This window comes from Colwellia sp. BRX10-4, assembly GCF_014077465.1.
Classification (GTDB): Bacteria; Pseudomonadota; Gammaproteobacteria; order Enterobacterales; family Alteromonadaceae; genus Colwellia_A.
The window spans coordinates 207772-229037 of sequence record NZ_JACGVZ010000001.1; the positions used below are offsets into that span (position 1 = coordinate 207772).

Annotated in this window: 18 protein-coding genes; 17 read left to right on the forward strand and 1 reads right to left on the reverse strand. The window is 37.9% G+C overall.

Features of this window, described 5'->3' with window-relative positions; genetic code table 11:
- Nucleotides 1-63: 63 nt before the first annotated feature.
- The 15 genes from H4J67_RS01020 to H4J67_RS01090 all read left to right on the forward strand — a co-directional run bounded on the left by H4J67_RS01020 (nucleotide 64) and on the right by H4J67_RS01090 (nucleotide 14657).
- Nucleotides 64-684: a sigma-E factor negative regulatory protein gene (locus tag H4J67_RS01020; protein ID WP_182202609.1), complete on the forward strand. Its 621-nt coding sequence runs from the start codon at nucleotides 64-66 to the stop codon at nucleotides 682-684.
- Nucleotides 684-1646 carry a MucB/RseB C-terminal domain-containing protein gene (locus H4J67_RS01025; RefSeq protein ID WP_182176242.1) on the forward strand — a complete coding sequence of 321 codons (963 nt, stop codon included), beginning with the start codon at nucleotides 684-686 and terminating at the stop codon, nucleotides 1644-1646. The genes H4J67_RS01020 and H4J67_RS01025 overlap by 1 nt, the downstream gene beginning before the upstream one ends.
- A complete protein-coding gene (locus tag H4J67_RS01030) occupies nucleotides 1643-2152 on the forward strand; it encodes a SoxR reducing system RseC family protein (protein ID WP_182202610.1) in 510 nt (169 codons plus the stop codon). Before H4J67_RS01025 ends, H4J67_RS01030 begins: the two co-directional genes overlap by 4 nt.
- A 257-nt stretch (nucleotides 2153-2409) precedes the next feature.
- A complete protein-coding gene (gene lepA / locus H4J67_RS01035) occupies nucleotides 2410-4200 on the forward strand; it encodes a translation elongation factor 4 (protein WP_182176240.1) in 1791 nt (596 codons plus the stop codon).
- Between the two features lie 10 nt (nucleotides 4201-4210).
- Complete coding sequence (lepB, locus tag H4J67_RS01040; protein ID WP_182202612.1) at nucleotides 4211-5131, forward strand: signal peptidase I; 921 nt, start codon at nucleotides 4211-4213, stop codon at nucleotides 5129-5131.
- 2 nt (nucleotides 5132-5133) lie between these two features.
- Nucleotides 5134-5823 (forward strand): ribonuclease III, encoded by a 690-nt coding sequence (rnc, locus tag H4J67_RS01045; protein ID WP_070374736.1) that lies wholly within the window; start codon nucleotides 5134-5136, stop codon nucleotides 5821-5823.
- A 17-nt stretch (nucleotides 5824-5840) separates the two neighbouring features.
- Nucleotides 5841-6752, forward strand: a complete 912-nt coding sequence (era, locus tag H4J67_RS01050; RefSeq protein ID WP_070374735.1) for a GTPase Era — start codon at nucleotides 5841-5843, stop codon at nucleotides 6750-6752.
- A gap of 29 nt (nucleotides 6753-6781) precedes the next feature.
- Nucleotides 6782-7468: a DNA repair protein RecO gene (gene recO / locus H4J67_RS01055; RefSeq protein ID WP_182176238.1), complete on the forward strand. Its 687-nt coding sequence runs from the start codon at nucleotides 6782-6784 to the stop codon at nucleotides 7466-7468.
- A gap of 17 nt (nucleotides 7469-7485) precedes the next feature.
- Complete coding sequence (gene pdxJ, locus H4J67_RS01060; protein ID WP_070374733.1) at nucleotides 7486-8217, forward strand: pyridoxine 5'-phosphate synthase; 732 nt, start codon at nucleotides 7486-7488, stop codon at nucleotides 8215-8217.
- A gap of 124 nt (nucleotides 8218-8341) precedes the next feature.
- Nucleotides 8342-8722: a holo-ACP synthase gene (acpS, locus tag H4J67_RS01065; protein ID WP_182176237.1), complete on the forward strand. Its 381-nt coding sequence runs from the start codon at nucleotides 8342-8344 to the stop codon at nucleotides 8720-8722.
- 120 nt (nucleotides 8723-8842) lie between these two features.
- The gene (locus H4J67_RS01070) at nucleotides 8843-9088 is read left to right on the forward strand and encodes a hypothetical protein (protein WP_182176236.1); all 246 of its coding nucleotides are present in this window, start codon (nucleotides 8843-8845) and stop codon (nucleotides 9086-9088) included.
- A gap of 312 nt (nucleotides 9089-9400) precedes the next feature.
- A complete protein-coding gene (acs, locus tag H4J67_RS01075) occupies nucleotides 9401-11347 on the forward strand; it encodes an acetate--CoA ligase (RefSeq protein ID WP_182202613.1) in 1947 nt (648 codons plus the stop codon).
- A gap of 454 nt (nucleotides 11348-11801) precedes the next feature.
- A complete protein-coding gene (locus H4J67_RS01080; protein ID WP_182176234.1) occupies nucleotides 11802-12911 on the forward strand; it encodes a 3-deoxy-7-phosphoheptulonate synthase in 1110 nt (369 codons plus the stop codon).
- Between the two features lie 43 nt (nucleotides 12912-12954).
- A complete protein-coding gene (gene tyrA / locus H4J67_RS01085) occupies nucleotides 12955-14094 on the forward strand; it encodes a bifunctional chorismate mutase/prephenate dehydrogenase (protein WP_182176233.1) in 1140 nt (379 codons plus the stop codon).
- Nucleotides 14095-14168: 74 nt separating this feature from the next.
- Nucleotides 14169-14657, forward strand: coding sequence for a thioredoxin family protein (locus tag H4J67_RS01090; protein ID WP_182176232.1), 489 nt, complete (start codon nucleotides 14169-14171; stop codon nucleotides 14655-14657).
- A 117-nt stretch (nucleotides 14658-14774) separates the two neighbouring features.
- On the opposite strand, the gene barA is transcribed toward H4J67_RS01090, so the two are convergent.
- Nucleotides 14775-17600, reverse strand: a complete 2826-nt coding sequence (barA, locus tag H4J67_RS01095) for a two-component sensor histidine kinase BarA (RefSeq protein ID WP_182176231.1) — start codon at nucleotides 17598-17600, stop codon at nucleotides 14775-14777.
- A gap of 96 nt (nucleotides 17601-17696) precedes the next feature.
- Here barA and rlmD point away from each other — a divergent pair, with 96 nt between their 5' ends.
- Both rlmD and relA read left to right on the forward strand, forming a co-directional pair.
- Nucleotides 17697-19019: a 23S rRNA (uracil(1939)-C(5))-methyltransferase RlmD gene (gene rlmD / locus H4J67_RS01100; RefSeq protein WP_182176230.1), complete on the forward strand. Its 1323-nt coding sequence runs from the start codon at nucleotides 17697-17699 to the stop codon at nucleotides 19017-19019.
- 38 nt (nucleotides 19020-19057) lie between these two features.
- Nucleotides 19058-21265 carry a GTP diphosphokinase gene (gene relA / locus H4J67_RS01105; RefSeq protein ID WP_182202615.1) on the forward strand — a complete coding sequence of 736 codons (2208 nt, stop codon included), beginning with the start codon at nucleotides 19058-19060 and terminating at the stop codon, nucleotides 21263-21265.
- Nucleotide 21266: the final 1 nt, after the last annotated feature.

Below are 21266 nucleotides of genomic sequence, written 5' to 3' on the forward strand. Positions count from 1 at the left end.
GGTATAAAAGATAAAATTAATTTAATTCACACGAATGTAAGTGTTAATTTTTAAGGTGTATATATGAGTGAAGGTAAGTTTGAGACAGTGTCATCTTGTGTTGATAATTTTCAACATAATGATAAAACGTTTGATGATATTATCAACGATGAACATTTGTCGACTACTTGGGATCGTTATCATTTAATTGGAGATGTTTTACGTAATGACACTCCTGATGTTTTACAACTTGATTTATCTGCTGAGATAGCAAAAGCTATTGCCGCTGAGCCCAGCGTTTTGGCACCGAAAACGACTAATATTTTCATGCTTAAGTTAAAAAATAAAGTGGTTGAGTTTGCTAAACCCTTCGGTCAATTGGCGATTGCTGCTTCAGCCGCAGGTTTAATGGTTTTAGGTGTACAAAGTAATGTTGCACAAAATAATGAAACTATTTTACCTAGCCAAATAGTAAAAACTATTCCTATGGCAGGTTTCGCTGAACCGGTAAGCTTGAACTTTCAAGAACCAGACAGAGCTTCACAAAAGCAAGCTTTTATTGATCAACAACGTCGTTTCCATGCTTTGCTGTCTGATCATCAACAACAAATTAAATTAGGTTCACTAACGGTTGATACCGCAAATACAGACAATGAAAGTGAAACAACTAGTATTGACAACAAAAAGGCAAATAAAAGTAATTAATGAAATTCTTAAGTTATGTTTTACTGCTGTTAAGCATCAGCTTTTCAGCAGTTGGTGAAGAAAGTGAGTCGGCAAAAATTTGGCTCGAACGTTTATCTAACGCATTAAATCAACTTAATTTTAGCACGTCTTTTGTTGTTGTTAAAAATAATCAAGCTCAGCCATATCACTGGTTTCACGGTGTCGATGAAAGTGGTAAAGAACTTGAGGTACTTTCTTTACTTAATGGACCGCGTCGCGATATTTTACGCAAAGGCAACGTAGTTAGCTATATCGAACCTGAACTGCCTCCTTATTCAGTTACTTCTCAACAAATTAGTGGTCCTATTCCTGCTATTTTAGCGGGCGATATTTCTCGCTTAGAAAATATTTATGACTTCATTTCTGTTGGCCGAAGTCGTGTTTTAGGCCGACCTGCACAATTGATCAGAATAGAGGCAAAAAATACCCATCGTTATGCCTATTGGCTTTGGTTAGACCAACAATCAAGTATGCTATTAAAGTTGTCTATTGTGACGAAACAAGGCCAACAATTAGAACAGATTCAGTTTACGCATCTTGAGATCACAGAAAAACCTTCAGAAAGTGTTTTACAGTTAAATGAGACTGAACTTCCTGTGCTAGTTGATATTCCTGAAGAATACCAACAGCAAGAGCTGCAATGGGATGTTAACTGGTTGCCAGAGGGCTTTACGCAAATTAACGCTAATCGACATAAAATATCACTAACAAAACAACCCGTTGAATTTATGCTGTTGAGCGATGGTTTAGTCGATATTTCAATTTATGTTAATGGTAGTCAAGAAAAACAACGCAATGCTGACTTTGTTATGGACGGAGCTACTTTGGTATTAAACCAAGTGAGCGATGGTATTGAAGTGAGTATTGTTGGAAAAATACCGTTTAAAACAGCGAAGGCTATTGCCGACGCAATCACAATAAAACCACCTCAAAAACCATGATTGAAGAAAACGCTACGGTTGTTGCTATAGAATTAGCGGCGGATGAAAATGCCGGTCTAACCGCTATGCATAAAGTGACTGTGGAGAGTCAAATTAAATCAAGCTGCAGTGGCTGTAAACAGGTTGATAACTGTGGCAGTGGTCAAGTGGCTAAAGCTTTCCCACAAGCTAAACTTAGCTTAGAATTAGAAACTGAATTAGCGGTAAAAATTGGTGATACTGTGGTCTTGGGTTTATCAGACAAGCATTTATTATTAACCGCTTGGCAAGTGTATCTATGGCCATTGATGGGGCTAGTCATCGCGTCAGTATTTGGCCAATGGTTGGTTGAAAATAGCATATTTAGCCACGAGTTATTTGCGATAGCGTTAGGCGTTTTGGGTGGGTACATAGGTTTTGCGCTTGCGAGGCACCAACAAAAACGTGGTAAATATTGTAATTTGTTAATCCCAAAAATTCTCCGTATAAATAAGTCAATGATCAATATTGTCGAAATTACCGATTAAAATCTTTGCGACTGATTCTGTGTTCAGTACAAGCCTTTAAAGTAGACGCTTCTGCGTATTAATATTAGCCGTTAAATAACGATTATCTGCGACTAATGCCTAACAATGTACCTATTTTCGACTTGCTTAAACCTCTATCTCGAAGTTGAATGGCTATATACACAAGTTAACACAACATAAAGATAGCCCCAGCGCGCTAAATTCGCTAAAATCTCATCACTATTGAATTAACCACAGCATTATTTGAACTTCCATTTATGAAAAATATACGTAACTTTTCAATTATCGCCCATATCGATCATGGTAAATCTACACTTTCTGATCGCTTGATCCAACATTGTGGTGGCTTACAAGAACGTGAAATGGAAGCACAAGTCCTAGACTCTATGGACATTGAGCGCGAGCGCGGCATCACGATTAAAGCGCAAAGTGTTACGCTTGATTACCTAGCCAAAAATGGTGAAACGTATCAGCTTAACTTTATCGATACGCCGGGTCATGTTGATTTTTCTTATGAGGTTTCGCGTTCACTTGCTTCTTGTGAAGGTGCCTTACTTGTTGTCGATGCCGGACAAGGCGTTGAAGCACAAACTGTTGCCAACTGTTATACCGCCCTTGAAATGGATCTAGAAGTTATTCCAATTTTAAATAAGATTGATTTACCTCAAGCCGATCCGGATCGCGTCAGTGAAGAAATTGAAGATATCATTGGTATTGATGCGACAGGTGCAGTGCAGTGTTCTGCAAAAACTGGCTTAGGTATCGAAGATGTTTTAGAAACCATCGTTGCCAATATCCCTGCGCCAACAGGCGATCCTGCGGGTAACTTACAAGCCTTGATCATTGATTCTTGGTTTGATAATTACCAAGGCGTTGTTTCATTAGTGCGTGTGATGAATGGCGAAGTGAAAAAAGGCGATAAAATGGTGGTCATGTCGACAGGACAAGTTCACCAAATTGATAAAGTCGGAATATTCACACCAAAACAAAAAGAAACGGGTATTTTAAGAACTGGTGAAGTTGGTTTTATTATTGCTGGTATTAAAGAAATACATGGCGCGCCAGTGGGCGATACTATTACCATTCATAAAAAAGAAGCTGCAAAAGCGCTTGCCGGTTTCAAAAAAGTTCAACCGCAAGTTTATGCTGGGATTTTCCCAATAAGTTCTGATGACTACGAAAATTTCCGTGATGCGTTGAACAAGTTAAGTTTAAACGATGCTTCTTTGTTTTTTGAGCCAGAAAACTCATCCGCGCTTGGCTTTGGCTTTCGTATTGGTTTCCTTGGTATGTTGCATATGGAGATTGTTCAAGAGCGTTTAGCGCGTGAATATGATCTTGACCTTATTACAACAGCCCCTACGGTTAACTATGAAATTGCTTGTACCAACGGTGACGTAATATCTATTGATAACCCTGGAGATTTACCGGCTATCAACAGTATTGACGAAATTCGTGAACCTATTGTTGAAGCCAATATCTTAGTACCCCAAGAACACTTAGGTAATGTTATTACTTTATGTATCGAAAAACGCGGTGTGCAAAAAGATATTATTTATCACGGAAAACAAGTAGCGGTAAGATATGAGCTGCCTATGGCTGAAGTGGTCATGGACTTTTTTGATAAGTTAAAGTCAACCAGTCGAGGTTATGCTTCACTTGATTATAATTTTATCCGCTTCGAAGCTGCCGACATGGTGCGCGTTGATGTGATGATAAATGGCGATCGTGTTGATGCTTTAGCAATGATCACCCACAGAGGTAACTCGGTCGCACGTGGCCGTATGCTCGTCGATAAATTAAAAGAACTTATTCATCGTCAAATGTTTGATATTGCTATTCAAGCGGCGATTGGTAATAACGTTATTGCTCGTACTACCGTTAAGCAATTACGAAAAAATGTTACTGCAAAATGTTATGGTGGTGATATTTCTCGTAAGAAAAAACTACTTCAAAAACAAAAAGATGGTAAAAAACGTATGAAACAAGTTGGTAACGTTGAAGTACCGCAAGAAGCGTTTTTAGCTGTACTTAAATTAGAAAGTTAGTAGGGAAGTTATGGCTGTTTATTTTTCAATATTTCTCGTTATTATTACTAGTATCACTGGCATTGTTTGGTTAGCTGATAAGTTTTATTTAGCGCCACAACGTAAATTAAAATTAGCTGACGCTCAAGCCCAATGTCAAGAAGTGTTGCCAGCTGACGTTATCACTAAATTAGCAGAGCCTTCAGCAATTGTTGATACGTCCGTACAAATATTTCCGGTTATCGCTTTTGTTTTGATTTTACGTTCTTTTTTATGGGAACCGTTTCAAATACCTTCGGGCTCTATGATGCCAACATTACTTGATGGCGATTTTATTTTAGTCAATAAATTCGTATATGGATTACGCGATCCTGTTGCACGTAATAAATTTATTGAGGTCGGGCTACCAGAGCGTGGCGATGTGGTGGTCTTTAAATATCCACAAGACCCAAAGATTGATTATATTAAGCGTGTTATTGGTTTACCTGGCGATAGAATTATTTATCGTAATAAATCCATATATATTAAGCCTGCTTGTCAAGAAAGTGACGTTAAATGCCCAGACTTTGAGCAAGTAATAAACACCTTTAAAAAAGAAAATGAGTCACCTGACGGTTCATACGGCCTGAGCCGTTACACGGCTGATATGCGAAACAAGACACATGATATTTTAGTGGATAATCAAATACTGCCACGCACGCAGCACTTTTATCAACAGAGAAATACCCAACGTGATGAGTTCTTTGTACCTGAAGGTCATTATTATGTGATGGGGGATAACCGCGATAATAGCCTTGATGGACGCTTTTGGGGCTTTGTACCCGAAGAAAATCTTGTTGGCGAAGCCGTAGCAATTTGGATGAGTTTTGATTTTGATCGTGACGAAGATAGTTTTTTACCTAAGTGGATACCGACTAATGTCAGGTTTTCACGTTTAGGTGGAATAAACTAATCGTGAAAAGCTCAGCAGTCGCACTAACTAGACTCAGTAAAAAGTTAGGATACACCTTTAATGATAATGACTTATTGCTTCAAGCATTAACACACCGAAGTGCTAAAGGAACTCATAACGAACGTTTAGAATTTCTGGGCGACTCTATACTTGGTTTTGTCATTGCTGAAGTACTTTATCAGCAATTTCCTTCTCATGACGAAGGTGATTTAACACGTATGCGCTCTAGCCTTGTGCGAGGTGTTACCTTAGCTGAAATTGGCCGAGGCTTTAATTTAGGCGAATACTTAATTTTAGGCCCAGGTGAATTAAAAAGTGGTGGTCATCGTCGAGATTCCATTTTAGAAGATGCCGTTGAAGCAATTATCGGCGCTGTCTATTTAGATTCAGATAACGACACCACTAAAGCGTTAGTGCTTAGCTGGTTTGCTGAACGATTAGATATTATTAGACCCGGTAACGAACAAAAAGATCCTAAAACACGTTTACAAGAATATTTACAAGCACGTAAAATTGCTTTACCACTTTATGAAGTCATTCACACCAGTGGTCAGTCTCATAATCAACAGTTTACTGTGCGATGTACAACCAATGTGATAAACACCGAAGTGATCACTAAAGGCACTAGCCGTCGTAAAGCCGAACAAGCCGCAGCGCAACAAGTACTCGCGCTCATTTTTGATAAAAAATAACTCAGCGAAATATTATCATGACAAGTGAAAATAAACATTGTGGCTTAATTGCTATTGTCGGTCGTCCTAATGTTGGTAAATCAACATTGCTTAACAGCTTGTTAGGCCAAAAAATTAGTATCACCTCACGCAAGCCACAAACGACACGCCATCGTATTTTAGGAATTTTAACAGAAGAAAATAAACAAGCGGTATTAGTTGATACTCCTGGTTTGCATTCTGATGAGAAACGCGCGATTAATCGCTTAATGAATCGTGCTGCAAGTAGTTCAATAGCAGAAGTCGAATTAGTGGTTTTCTTGGTTGAAGGTACACATTGGACAACTGATGACGAACTTGTGCTTAGTAAGATAAAAAAATCTGGCGCTCGTTGTATCTTAGTGATTAATAAAATCGATAATGTCCAAGATAAGGAATCATTATTACCTCACTTGCAGAAATTAGGCGAGAAGCACAACTTTAGTGATATCGTACCTATCTCTGCAGCGAAAGGCGATAACGTTGATACCATTCGTCAACTTTGTCTTAGTTCACTGCCCGAAGGTGATTTCTGGTTCCCAGATGATTATGTTACTGACCGTTCAAGTCGTTTTATGGCTTCTGAAATTATTCGTGAAAAACTTATTCGTTTCACCGGCGATGAATTACCCTATTCAACGACCGTTGAAGTTGAACAATTTAAAATGGACGAAAAGGGTATCATCCATATTAATGCGCTGATTTTAGTGGAACGAAAAAGTCAAAAGCGTATGGTTATAGGTAATGGTGGGGAGCGACTTAAAACAATTGGTCAAGAAGCTCGTCGTGATATGGAAGCGCTTTTTGAACAGAAAGTGTTTCTTGAAACTTGGGTGAAAGTGAAATCTGGCTGGGCTGATGATGAACGTGCACTGCGTAGTTTAGGCTATGGGGATGAATATTCAGGTTAGATTTCGAACCGTCTACTGGACTAAAAATAATGGAAGAATTTGAGCAAAGTGCTTTTTTATTGCATTCACGACCTTATCGTGAAAATCAAATATTGCTTGAATTCTTAACCGCTCAACAAGGAAAAGTGTCTGCTATTTCTTATTTAGGTAAGTCCTTAAAATCTAATAAAAAAGCTTTACTACAACCTTTCTCTCCGCTAAAAATTGTTTTGAAAGGTCAAGGCAGCCTCAAGTATTTACAACGTGTCGAACCCGAAAGAAAATCCTACCAGCTCAGTGGTAATTACCTCTACAGTGGCTTTTACCTTAACGAGCTACAAGTGCGTCTACTGGGTGAACATATCCCTTATGACGAACTTTTTAGTCAATATCAACAAAGTATTGAACAATTATCGGAACAACGTTCAATTGAATTTATATTGAGGAATTTTGAAAATAGATTACTAGAAGAATTAGGGTTAACTATTGATTATTCAACGATATTTTCAGAAAATAATCATCGTTATCATTATTTCCCAGAACAAGGTTTTGTCCCAATAATAAGCAATCAGGTACAGACCGGTTACAATGCTGTGCATTTAAAAGCGATAGCCGAAGAAGATTTATCATCTAAAGACGTCATGCAAACGTATAAAGTGCTGATGCGGCAAATTATTAATCATTTACTAGATGGTAAACCACTTAATAGCCGGAAATTATTTACAAAAAATTCATAAATTTAAGAGATAAAAAAATGAGCGAACTATTATTAGGCGTTAATGTTGACCATATTGCTACCTTAAGACAAGCAAGAGGCACAAATTATCCTGATCCTGTCTATGCTGCATCAGTAGCAGAGCACGCTGGAGCCGATGGCATTACCGTCCATTTACGTGAAGACCGCCGTCATATTCAAGACCGTGATATTTATGTACTAAAGCAAACATTGCATACCCGAATGAATTTTGAAATGGCGGTCACTGATGAAATGCTGGCTATAGCATGTGAGGTTAAACCAGAATTTTGTTGCCTAGTCCCTGAAAAACGTGAAGAGTTGACGACTGAAGGTGGCTTGGACATTGTTGGTAATTTTGATAAAATTAGCCGTGCAGTGGCACAACTCACTGCAGCAGGTATAGAAACAAGTTTATTTATTGATGCTGATAAAAGCCAAATTGATGCTGCTATTGCAAGTAAAGCTCCTTATATTGAAATTCATACTGGCCATTATGCTGATGCAAAAAATGAACAAGATCAAAAAATTGAATTGATCCGTTTAATTGAAGGTATTAAATATGCGCATGCTAATGGTTTGAAAGTTAATGCTGGGCACGGGTTAAATTACTTTAATGTTAAACCTATTGCGGCAATTGAAGAGATAATCGAACTTAACATTGGTCATGCTATTATTGCTCGAGCGGTGATTGACGGATTAGACAAAGCTATTCGCGATATGAAACAGCTAATGAGAGAAGCGCGTAGTTAGCTTTTTAAAGCACAGCACCTAGAACCTACTTGGCAGAGCTAATAAAGTTTTGCCTTATTTAACGAAGTGAAGCTAGATAAAGGTTAATACCACATTTATCTAGCGCTTAAAAAAGTGATTCATTATGTCTGTAGTTGGTATCGGTACTGATATTATTGAAATAAGCCGTATCGAAAAAATGGCGATTAAGGTGCAAGACCGATTAGCGCTTCGTGTGTTAACGCCTATAGAGTATGAAAAATACCAATCGTTAAAAACCCCTGCATTATATTTAGCAAAACGCTGGGCAGGAAAAGAAGCAGCATCCAAAGCGCTTGGTACCGGCATAGCCGATGGAGTTTCATTTCAAAATTTTGAAATAAAATCATTAGCTTCTGGTCAGCCACAACTACTACTAAATGGTCGTGCAGCAGAATTAGCAACTGAATTAGGGGCTGAAAACTGGCACATTTCGCTCTCTGACGAAGCATTATATGCTACCGCGTTCGTGGTACTTTCTCGCTAGTTAAAGCAATAAAAAAATCTTCGTTGGTAAAATCTGTTCTATACTGATAATAGGCACCGCTGTTTATCTGGGTTATATTGATACGATGACGTTAGTATCTATTTAACGGGTGAGTGAGTTATGCAATTACAAAAGCAACCTTTTAATGAGAGAAGACACGAATCTCCTGAGCATTCAGTTTGGTGGGAGAAGTTGACACTTGCTCAAAAGTTTTCCGCGGGTAGTCTAGGTAAGTTCGGTTATGAATTGCTTTTTATACGTAATAACAATGGGCGCAGCATTGCTGTATTATCAAATAATAGTGGTACTGTTATCATTACCAAAGATGGTGAAATTGACGGTTCCCCCGATATCACTATTCGTTAACGTATCTATTAAAGGCTTCTTAGTCCGTTAATAGCAATTTATTTTGCTTTTTTTTAACCCAGCAATGACAGCGTTGTCATTGCTGGGTTTCAATGTTATCTTATTAGCAGGCAATTATTTTTTTTCATTTTAATGTAAATTTAATCAGGCGTATTCGACTTTAGTTGAGTAGTCGCACTAATTAACTTCCTATATGATGTTGTCACTGTTTTAAAAATAACCTCAAAATCTATTAGTGCTTAGATGAATATCAATAGCATTTAAGCAATAATCAACTTGATATAATATCAGGTCAGCAATGAAGGACTCAACATGAAAGAATTGAAAAGCTGTTATCCAGTTTTAGAACAAGCTAAAGCACACACTCATATTGATAGTGCAACATACGATGCGATGTACAAGCAATCGATTGAACAACCTGATGTATTTTGGGGTGAGCAAGCTGAAAAATTTCTAGATTGGTATAAACCTTGGGACAGTGTCAGTGATGTTGACTTGAAAACGGCTGATATTAAATGGTTTTCTGGTGGTAAATTAAATGTAAGTTATAACTGTATTGATCGTCACTTGGCTACTAAAGCCAATGATACGGCTATTATTTGGGAAGGCGATGATCCCAGTGACGACAAAAAAATTACTTATCAAGAATTACATGATCATGTTTGTCGTTTAGCGAACTTATTAAAAGCACGTGGTGTTAAAAAAGGTGATCGGGTTTGTATCTATATGCCGATGATCCTTGAAGTGGGTTATGCCATGTTAGCCTGTGCTCGAATTGGCGCGGTACATTCTGTTGTCTTTGGTGGTTTCTCAACTGAGGCTATCCGCTCACGAGTTTCTGATGCTGATTGCCAAGTTGTTATCACTGCTGATGAAAGCTTACGTGGTGGTCGTGTTATTCCATTGAAAGTGAACGTTGATGAAGCTGTTGCCGAATGCCCCAATGTACATACAGTTATTGTCGTTGCTCGCACCGGTGGTGATGTCGCATGGAATCACAAAATAGACATCAGTTACGAAGAAGAAGTTGCCAAGCAATCAGCTGTTTGTGAACCAGAGGTCATGGATGCAGAAGATCCATTGTTTATCCTTTATACATCGGGTTCAACAGGCACACCAAAAGGTGTTTTACATACCTGTGGTGGTTATTCACTCTATGCCGCGATGACTCATAAATATGTTTTTGACTATAAAGATGGCGAAATTTATTGGTGTACTGCAGATGCAGGTTGGATCACCGGTCACTCTTATATTTTCTATGGCCCGTTAGCTAATGGGGCAACTACACTAGTTTTTGAAGGGGTACCTACTTACCCTGATGCTGGACGTTTCTGGCAAATATGTGAAAAACATAAAGTTAATATTTTTTATACGGCACCTACAGCGATAAGAGCCTTGATGAGTATTGGCGACGATTTAGTCCATCAATCAGATCTTTCATCGTTGCGTTTACTCGGTACGGTTGGCGAGCCTATTAATCCTGAAGCTTGGCATTGGTATTATGAAGTGGTTGGTAAGTCTAACTGTCCTATTGTTGATACTTGGTGGCAAACAGAAACGGGGGGTATTTTAATTACTTCGTTACCCGGTGCTGTTGATATGAAACCAGGTGCAGCCGGTAAACCCTTTTTTGGTGTTCAGCCAGCATTGTTTGATAAAGAAGGTAATACACTTGCAGGTGCTGACCAAGGTTTGTTAATGATAACGGGTAGTTGGCCTGGGCAGTTACGGACAGTTTATGGCGATCATGACCGTTTTTACCAAACCTATTTAAGCCAATATCCTGGTAATTATTTTACTGGAGATGGCGCACGTCGTGATGAGGACGGATTTTATTGGATCACCGGACGTGTTGATGATGTCCTTAATGTTTCGGGCCATCGTTTAGGTACTGCTGAGATCGAAAGTGCTTTAGTGCTTCATCCTGCTGTAGCCGAAGCTGCTGTTGTTGGTTATCCTCATGAAATTAAAGGCCAAGGTGTTTATGCTTATGTGACTTTAATGGCTAGTGCGAGTGAATCACCAGAGTTACTGAAAGAACTAACTGAGTTTGTTGCTAAGGAGTTAGGCCGTTTTGCAAAACCTGATTATATTCAGTATGCACCTGGCTTGCCAAAAACACGTTCTGGTAAAATAATGCGTCGCATCTTACGTAAAATTGCTGAAAACGATATTGATACTTTAGGGGATACATCGACCTTGGCAGATCCTAGCGTTGTAGAAAACTTAATAAGTAATCGAATTGTTCACGATAGTTAGTCATTAACGAGCACTTAATTAAAAGCGCCTTAGGGCGCTTTTATTGTTTTTATTAGCGGGGAAATGGCTCGAAGACGTAAACTAATGGCATAAGTCGAGCATGCTGCGAAAAGCCATGCTGGACTTATGCTTAGACCCTTTGCTCTGCATGCTAAATAGCTGCTGAGTTACTCTACTTCCTATATCCATGAAGTCACGTCACCACGTTATACCTTTTATCCTGAACATAACCTAGAATAAAAACACTAAAACTACTGTACCTTCAAAAAAAAAACCTGTAAGATATTGTTTACAAAAATAGTAAATAATTCTTTACGAAATAGCAATTAGCGGAACTATTATGAAAAGCCAACAACATCGATATTATTACTAACCCTTCTTTTACTAAGTCACACTTAGTTCTTTTGTTCTATATTTACTTTAATAAACAATCTTGCGATAAATGGAAAATACAATGTCTAACTCATTACCGAACGCTCAACCTAGTAAAGGTCCTCACGTAAAAACCCTTAACGATATTCATGTCAATTCAGAAGATGTATTAATAACGCCTGATCAATTAAGAGATGAACTCCCCTTATCAGAAAGTGGACGTAATTTTGTTAAAGCTGCCCGCAAGGTGATCGCTGACATTATTCATAAAAAAGACCATCGCTTACTCGTTATTTCAGGTCCTTGTTCTGTGCATGATCTCGATGCCGCTAAAGAATATGCGCAAAAGTTAAAAGCCTTACATGATAAGCATCAAGACAGCCTTTATATTGTTATGCGTGTTTACTTTGAAAAGCCTCGCACTACCGTTGGATGGAAAGGTTTAATAAACGATCCTCATATGGATGGTACCTTTGATGTTGAAACGGGTTTGCGTAAAGCTCGAGAATTATTGATTTACTTAACGGATTTAGGTTTGCCATTAGCCACCGAAGCGCTTGATCCCATTAGCCCACAATACTTGGCTGAACTTTTTAGCTGGTCGGCGATTGGCGCTAGAACAACTGAATCGCAAACACATAGAGAAATGGCGTCAGGTCTTTCTATGCCTATTGGTTTTAAAAATGGCACCAATGGTAGCCTAGATGTAGCTATTAATGCTTTGCAGTCAGCAGCGTCTTCACATCGCTTTATGGGAATAAACCGTCAAGGACAAGTATCATTGATTAAAACTTCTGGAAACCCTGATGGTCATGTTATTTTACGTGGTGGTAAAAAACCTAACTATGATGCTGCTAATGTTGCGTTATGTGAGAAAGAATTGAATGTACAAGGTTTAGAGCCTGGTATTGTGATCGATTGTTCGCATGGTAATTCAAATAAAGATTACCGTCGCCAGCCATTGGTGGCAGAAAATGTATTTGACCAAATTATTGAAGGTAATAAATCAATTATTGGTATAATGTTAGAAAGTCATATAAATGCAGGCAACCAAAGTACTAATGGCCCGAAAGAGTCATTAAAGTATGGTGTTTCAGTTACTGATGCATGTATTGATTTTAATGATACGGCACTTTTATTAGCAAATGCGACCGATAAACTTAATGATGTTTTAAAGAAGCGTTTATCTTAAATCGATATAAAGGCGAGTACGCGAAACGTAAATGAGTAAATTAATGGATAAGAAAAGTATAGCTCCTCAGTTAACCGCATTGAGAAATGAAATTGATGAGATAGATACTCAATTAGTCGAGTTATTAGCCAAGCGTCGCAGAGTGACCACTAAAGTAGGTGAGCTAAAAAGCCGAGTTGGCATGCCAATTTATGCACCTGACCGAGAAGCTCAATTACTGACGATGCGGCGTCAACAGGCGATGGAGGCAGGCGTGTCTCCAGAATTAATTGAAGATATTTTAAGACGGTTAATGAGTGACTCTTACATCAGTCAAGATGCGAGCGGTTATCAATGTGTCAATATAGAGAGTGGCAAAATAGTTGTTATCGGTGGTAACGGACAGCTAGGTAAAGTGTTTGTTGATTTATTTGAGCGCTCTGGCTATCAGGTAGTGGTTCTTGAACAAGATGACTGGCCAAACAGTGATAATATCCTTGCTCAAGCCGGTGTCGTTATTGTTGCTGTACCTATTCGCTTAACATCAATGATCATTCAAAAGCTTTCTCGTTTACCCAACACATGTATTTTAGCTGATGTGACTAGCGTAAAAGAAATGCCACTTTATGAAATGATGAAAGTTCATCAAGGACCGGTTGTTGGTTTACACCCCATGTTTGGACCTGATGTGTCAGGCTTGATTAAACAAACAATTATTACTTGTGAAGGGCGTTTACCCGAGCAATATAATTGGTTGCTGAAACAATTTCAGGTCTGGGGAGCAAAGATTTATCCCGTCGATGCGTCGGCGCACGATCAAGCAATGTCTATGGTACAAGTTATGAGACATTTTTCAACAATAGCCTACGGTTACCACTTAATGACTGAAGGGGCTGATATTTCTCAACTTGTTGAAATGAGTTCGCCTATTTATCGTTTAGAGTTAATTATGGTGGGTCGTTTATTTGCTCAAGATCCTGTACTTTATACTGATATCATTTTTTCAAATCAAGATAATGTTGCGATGATGAAGCGTTTTGCTTATCGGTTTCTAGAGTTGTTAGAAGATGTTGAAATGGGTGATAAAGATGCTTTTGTTACCATGTTTAGCCAAGTCTCTGATTGGTTTGGTGATTATGCCGATATCTTTTTACAAGAAAGCAAAGTCATGTTATTAAAAGCTAACGAATTAAAAAAACATTAAACAATTACCGCGCTACTAAAATATTGCTAAACAGCAGTTTGCGGTGTCACGGACATAACATAAGCAGAGTCGCAATGATAAAAGTCTTACTCACAGTATTCACTATAGCTTTTTGCCATCTATTGTCATTATCAGTTCACGCGGAGGATAATAATGGCTTTGCCTTAGGTGTGATCAGTGAAGCTAGCTTGTTGAGTGACTTTAGTGCTTTTAATAAAAACTTCAATGAGTCTTTAATTACTGAGCAAGAAAAAGAAATTGTTGCGCAGTGGCCTGAATCGTTAAAGGTTGACATTTATTTTGCGACTTGGTGTCATGACAGTGAACGTGAAGTGCCTAAACTACTTAAATTACTGCAAGGCAATAAGCAAATTAGTGCCACACTTATTGCACTTGATTACCAAAAAGAAGACCCTCAGCAATTAGCGAAAGATAATGATGTTAAATACACGCCAACTATCATTGTTTATCGAGATGAAAGTAAAACCGAAGAGCTGGGGCGAATTATTGAAAGACCCCAGACTAGTTTAGTTGCCGATATTAATCAGCTATTACTTGATTAGCCTTTAATCTTAATCGATTTTAGGCTCTACCATAAGATTTAACCTTAAGTAAGTCATTGAGCCTATAAGCTTAGCGGTGTCACTTGTTTTTAAAGCTAAAGTATTATCAAATAATTATTAGTGCTCAGTGTTAGGCTTTTTATTAAAAACTTCTGGTGCTTGATTGATGACATTATCAATGTGTTCAAAGAATTCAAAAAATTCAGGCTCTAAGTCATCGATAGTGACACCACTTTTCAGTTCTGTTTCTATCTGATGAACAACACGTCCTAGGCTGGGGACACCCGAGTAACAACAAGCGCCATTAAGCTTATGAATAAGTACTTTTAATTGTTCTACATCTTGAGAGGTCAATGCTTCAGAAATATTTAGTTTTGTTTCAGGCAGGCTTTGCACTAAACCTTTAAACATCTCTTTGGCAAGTTCTTCTTTATTGCCTGCTCGTTTTAATGCTAAAGGCCAGTCAATTACTTGATGGTTTCGTCGGTGCATAATCGTTGCGTTGTTAGCATTAAAAACTTGTTGATTTAAATCTGTGTTATCGATGTTTTTATTTTTCATTGTTTTAATATCTTGTGGCTGTGTTAAATCACAATATTCATAAATACAGTGGCGTAACATAGCTTCGTCAATAGGCTTAGTCATATAAGAGTCAAAGCCAAGTTTCAACAGTTTATCTTTTTCTTCTTTAAGGGCATGGGCGGTTACTGCGATAACGGGAGTATTGTCATTAAAAGTGATTGCTTTAATGCTTTTTAGTGCGGAGATACCATCCATAATCGGCATTTGAATATCCATGAATATCATTGCAAATTTTTCATGTTTACAAATATCTACCGCTTCTTGGCCATTAACGACAGTAGTAACCTCATTGACTTGTTCGAGTAAAAGTTCATTAATAAGCTTTAAATTGGCTTCATTATCGTCAACAGCCAAAATTTTAACTGGAATTTTATTGTCTTCTGACGTTGAACTTACGATGTCTAGCAGGTGATTTCGCGGTAACAGTACCTTATTTAATCGCTCTGGCGTAATGGGTTTACTTAAACAGCTTTTCGCTCCACAAGCGATCAATGCTTCCTGTAAATTAGGGGAGTTACTGTTAATTGCTAAATGAATTTGAGTCACGTTTTTTGAGAGTGTGACGATAAGCTCTTTTAGCTCAACTAATGCTGTGGGTGTTATATCATGACTTATTAGGGCAAAATCAAAATGTACCTTTTGATTCAATAAATCGTTAACTTGTACTAAGTTTTGGACCGGATGAACATCCAATTGCCAATCGGTAAGAATTTCGCTGGTCGCAATACGGCTATGCGTATGAGGTTCAAAATAAAGAACACTTTTACCGGCTAACTCATGATTATCAAAAATATTATCAATAGAGATAGGATTTACTTCACAACGAAAAGTAAACCAAAATGTTGAACCTTGACCTTGTTCGGTAGAAAAACCCATATTACCATTCATTTCAGTGACTAAGCGCTGAGAAATAACCAAGCCCAATCCTGTACCACCATAAAGTCGCGTAACACTTTTATCCGCTTGACCAAAAGCCTCAAAAATAGTTTTCTGTTGCTCATGGCTCATACCAATACCGGTATCTTTAATGGTAACTTTTAAAATCGCAATATTATTTTCAATACGCTCGCTTTCGACATCAATATCAACAGAACCTTTGTCAGTGAATTTCATGGCGTTGCTGGTCAGGTTGATCAAGACCTGCTTAATTCGCATGGCATCACCAATGAGAGCATCAGGTAATTGCGGATTAACACGTAAAGATAACTCAATATTTTTCTTGTGAGATGTTGGCGCAAGTAATGTTAATGTTTCCTCGACCGTTTCTCGCATCGAAAAAGGAATGTTTTCGATAACCATTTTTCCAGCGTCTAACTTTGAAAAATCTAAAATATCATTAATAATGGCTAACAAGTTAGCCGAGGAACGCTCTATGGTTTGTAAATAATCGCGCTGGGTAATTGTCAGCGGTGTCTTTAATACCTGGCGAGTAAAACCAATAACACCATTGAGTGGTGTGCGCAGTTCGTGACTCATATTGGCTAAAAATTCTGATTTAACTTTATTCGCTTCTTGTGCTTTTCGTTTAGCGATATCAAGTTCAACGTTTTGTATTTCAAATTGCTCTAAACTTTCTCGTAAATCGGTCGTGGCTTGATCTATGCTGCCTTGCATTTCTTCTTGGTAATCACCTAATGATTGTGCCATCGCATTGACACCATTTTTCAAAAAGTTTAATTCACCAATCAACTGTCCTGTGACCCGACTCTCTAGCTTTCCTTCTCTAATACGATCAACGGCAAGTACCATTGCGCCTATTGGACGCGTAAAGTTTTTAATTAATCGATAAGAGAAAAAGGCACTAAAAACACTACCAAGCAAAACAATGAGAAAAGAAAATAGCATCTGGTCTTGTTGTTTTAAACGTATATTACTGCTGTCAATCTGCATAGCAATATAGCCAATATTATCTTGAGACATTGAGCGAGTTGCCTCATTTATCAAGGTTTCATTAATAATAGGACTATGAAAAATAAAGTCATCACCATTTTTAGAGAAAATAGTACTATTGGGAATAACTTGTCCTGCTTTTAGACGTAATAAATTAGCGTCACCGTGGTAAGAGCTGGTGACAAAAACTTGGTTATCTTTAGTAAAAACAGCAATACTTTTGATAATTGATGATTGGCTGCGATGGGTGAAATTCATCAAATTACGCAGTTGAACACGATCTTTGTTTAACATACCTAAAGAGCTAGCAATTGCTAGGGGTTCAATAATACTTTGAGAGCGCTGCGTTAAAAAAGTATTTAATTCGTCATAACGGCTATATGAAAAATAGCTAGCTATCGAGAGAGCGATTAACGTGGTTGGCACTATGGTAAGTAAAATTACCCAATCTTTCAGACTTATTTTATGCATTATCTGCTGAACTTTAGTGTAAAATCATAACATTGAATAACCTTATCATGGCATATCGTCATATAAATTTATAGCACTTAACAGGTATATTTCGTTATGGCGAATTTTTTCAAAGCAACAGCTAAAAAACAAGAACTAGGTCAAGAAGTTAGCATTAAGGTAACTCGTCTTGATATTAATGGCTGTGGCGTAGGTTTACACAATAAAAAGCCTATATTTATTGATGGTGCTTTACCTGATGAAGTTGTGAAAGTGAAGGTTATTGAACAAAAAAACAAATATAGTCGTGGCAAGTTAATTGACGTATCTGTTGCTAATAAACAACGTATTGCCGCTAAGTGCCAACACTTTCTCAGTTGTGGTGGCTGTGATTTACAGCATTTAGCCATTAGTAATCAGCTTGATTTTAAGCAGCAGAAGGTCAGTGATTTATTTTCGCGAAGCAACCACGAACAGTCACTGCCTTGGCAAGCGCCTATCGTCAGCCAGCCTTGGCATTATCGCCGCAAGGCACGTATTGGTGTGCAATATAATAAAGCAGGCCAAGCCATTATTGGTTTTAGACAGCGGGGCAGTAATCAGCTGATTAATATTAAAAGTTGCCCTGTACTCGTCGAGCCGGTAAATAATATTTTTTTACCCTTAAGAGCATTGCTAAAAAAATTATCAGGTAAAAATGCTATTGGTCATATTGAAGTTATTGCCACAGAAAAAGTGACGGTAGTCGTGCGCCAGTTAGAGCCGCTGACCAAGCAAGATAAAAGTCATTGGCAAGCATTCAGTGATGATTTTTCTTGTGATATTCTCTTTGATTTAGGTAAAGAGGTAGTAACGCTCGATAAAGCGACTTTAACTAGTTTGCACTATAGTTTAGTTGACAATATTGTTATTTCTTTTAGTAGCGACAACTTTATTCAGGTTAACCACCAAGTTAATAAAAGCATGATAAATCAAGCTATTCAATGGTTAAACTTGACCGAGCAAGATATTGTTTTAGATTTATTTTGTGGTTTAGGTAATTTTAGCTTACCAATAGCTAAAAAAGTTGCGCAAGTTGTGGGTATTGAAGGTGTTGAACTTATGGTCAGCAACGCGCAGAAAAACGCTTTGCAAAATGGTTTAAGTAATTGTGAGTTTTATCAAGCTGACTTAAATAGTCATTGGAAAGAGGAAGCTTGGGCAAATAAAAAATATACTAAGCTGCTATTAGATCCCGCGCGTGCTGGCGCTTATCAAGCGTTACAACAATTAGTACATTTAAATATTAATAGCGTGTTATATGTCAGTTGTGATCCGGCAACCTTAGCCAAAGATAGTGAATTATTGCTAGCACAGGGTTATCGTATTGAAAAAATATCCTTAATGGATATGTTTTCTCAAACAAAGCATATTGAGACTATGGTATTGTTTGTGAAGTAGACATTTATTTTTTTTCTAAAATTTAGTAGGTTATTTTTATGGTTTCGGTACGTAAATCTCATCAAATATCGGAAATAAATTTTGAGCAATGGTTAAGTTCATTGGAGCTTAGTGAACAAAAAAATCAAGCACTTGAAAAGCTTTGGCAACAAGTCAGTGATTTTTATGTTGACCAGCAAGAATGCCAGACTAAGTCTTTAGAGATGGTTGAGATCCTTGCCAGTTTGAATTTAGATCGCGATTCTTTATGTGCTGCATTTTTACTGCCGTTATATGAATACCAATGCATATCATTAGAATATATAGAAGAAAATTTCTCTAAGAAAATTCTTAATTTATGTAATGGCGTTAGCCAAATGCAAGCGATAAAGACATTACAGCAAGGCCAATCTAATCAAGTGTCGGCCAATCAAGTTGATAATATTCGTAAGATGTTAGTTGCCATGGTTGACGATGTCCGTGCGGTCGTTATTAAACTTGCTGAGCGAGTCTGTTACTTAAGGCTGGTAAAAAATGCCGATGAAGAAACGCGAGTTTTAGCTGCCAAAGAAACCGCCAATATTTATGCACCACTCGCGAATAGATTAGGCATTGGACAACTAAAGTGGGAGCTTGAAGATATTTCCTTTCGCTACCTTCATCCCAAGGTGTATAAAAATATAGCGCAACAATTAGATGAAAAACGCTTAGACCGTGAACAATATATGGCTAATTTTGTGAGTAATCTTAGTGGGCAATTAAATGATTTAAATATTGCCGGTGAAGTATATGGTCGGCCCAAGCATATTTTTAGCATTTGGAAAAAAATGCAGCAAAAGTCGCTTGATTTTGAACAACTTTTTGATGTTAGAGCCGTGAGGGTTGTTGTTGATAAACTTCAAGATTGCTATGGGGCATTAGGTATAGTTCATACCAGCTGGCAGCATTTACCTAACGAATTTGATGATTATGTCGCCACACCAAAACCTAATGGTTATCAATCGATTCATACGGTTGTATTAGGCCCAGAGGGAAAATCAGTAGAAGTACAAATAAGAACTCAGCAAATGCACGATGATGCAGAAATGGGGGTTGCGGCTCATTGGCGTTATAAAGAAGGCAGTACTGGCAGTAAAAACACAGATAAAAAAACTGGCTTTGATGAAAAAGTTAGCTGGCTAAGAAAAATTTTACAATGGCAAGATGACGTCAGCGAAAGTGGCGATTTACTCGATGAATTACGTAGTCAGGTCTTTGAAGACCGTATTTATGTATTTACACCTAATGGCGATGTTATTGATTTACCTGCCGGCTCTACACCTTTAGATTTTGCTTATTATATTCATTCAAATGTAGGTCATTGTTGCATCGGCGCGAAAGTCTCTGGACGCATTGTACCTTTTACTTACCGCTTAAAAACAGGCGATCAAGTCGAAGTATTAACCAGTAAAACACCTAACCCAAGTCGTGATTGGTTAAACCCTAATCTGCATTATACCCATGCACCAAGAACACGGTCAAAAATTCAACATTTTTTTAGATTACTCGACCGTGACAAACATATTGCCATAGGTAAAGAACAGTTAGAGACAGAATTATCTAAAATCGATTTAACCGATACTGATTTAATGTTAGCGAGTAGGCGCTTTAATATAAAATCGATTGATGATTTATATGCAGCTATTGGTTCAGGTAATGCCCGTTTGATGCAAGTGATTAATCATTTGCAATATCACGACGAGAAAAACAAACCACCGGTGGAGCTTGACCCACAAAGTTTAGTCAAACCTCAACAGGCACAACAAAAATTTCAAGCCGATATTAATGGTATTACGGTTTCGGGCGTCGGTAATTTATTAACGCATATGGCCAAATGTTGTCATCCGGTGCCAGGCGATGATATTGCTGGCTTTATTACTCAGGGACGGGGTATCTCGGTACATCGTAATGATTGTGACCAATTAGCGAATGCGCTAGCTCAGCAACCTGAACGAGAAGTAGAATTACAGTGGGGTGAACAGAATCAACAGAGCTATTTAGCAACAGTGAAAGTTATAGCGAGTGACCGTCAAGGTTTAGTGCGTGATATTTCTACGATTGTTTCCAATGAACGCGTTAGTATTGTTGGCATGGAAAGCCGTTCTGATCCAAGCAAGCAAACAGTCGCTATGTTGTTAAATATTGAAATTCCAAATAATGAAATATTAGGACGTTTAATTGGCAAATTACTTCAACTTGATGATGTATTAGAAGTTAAGCGACTCTAGT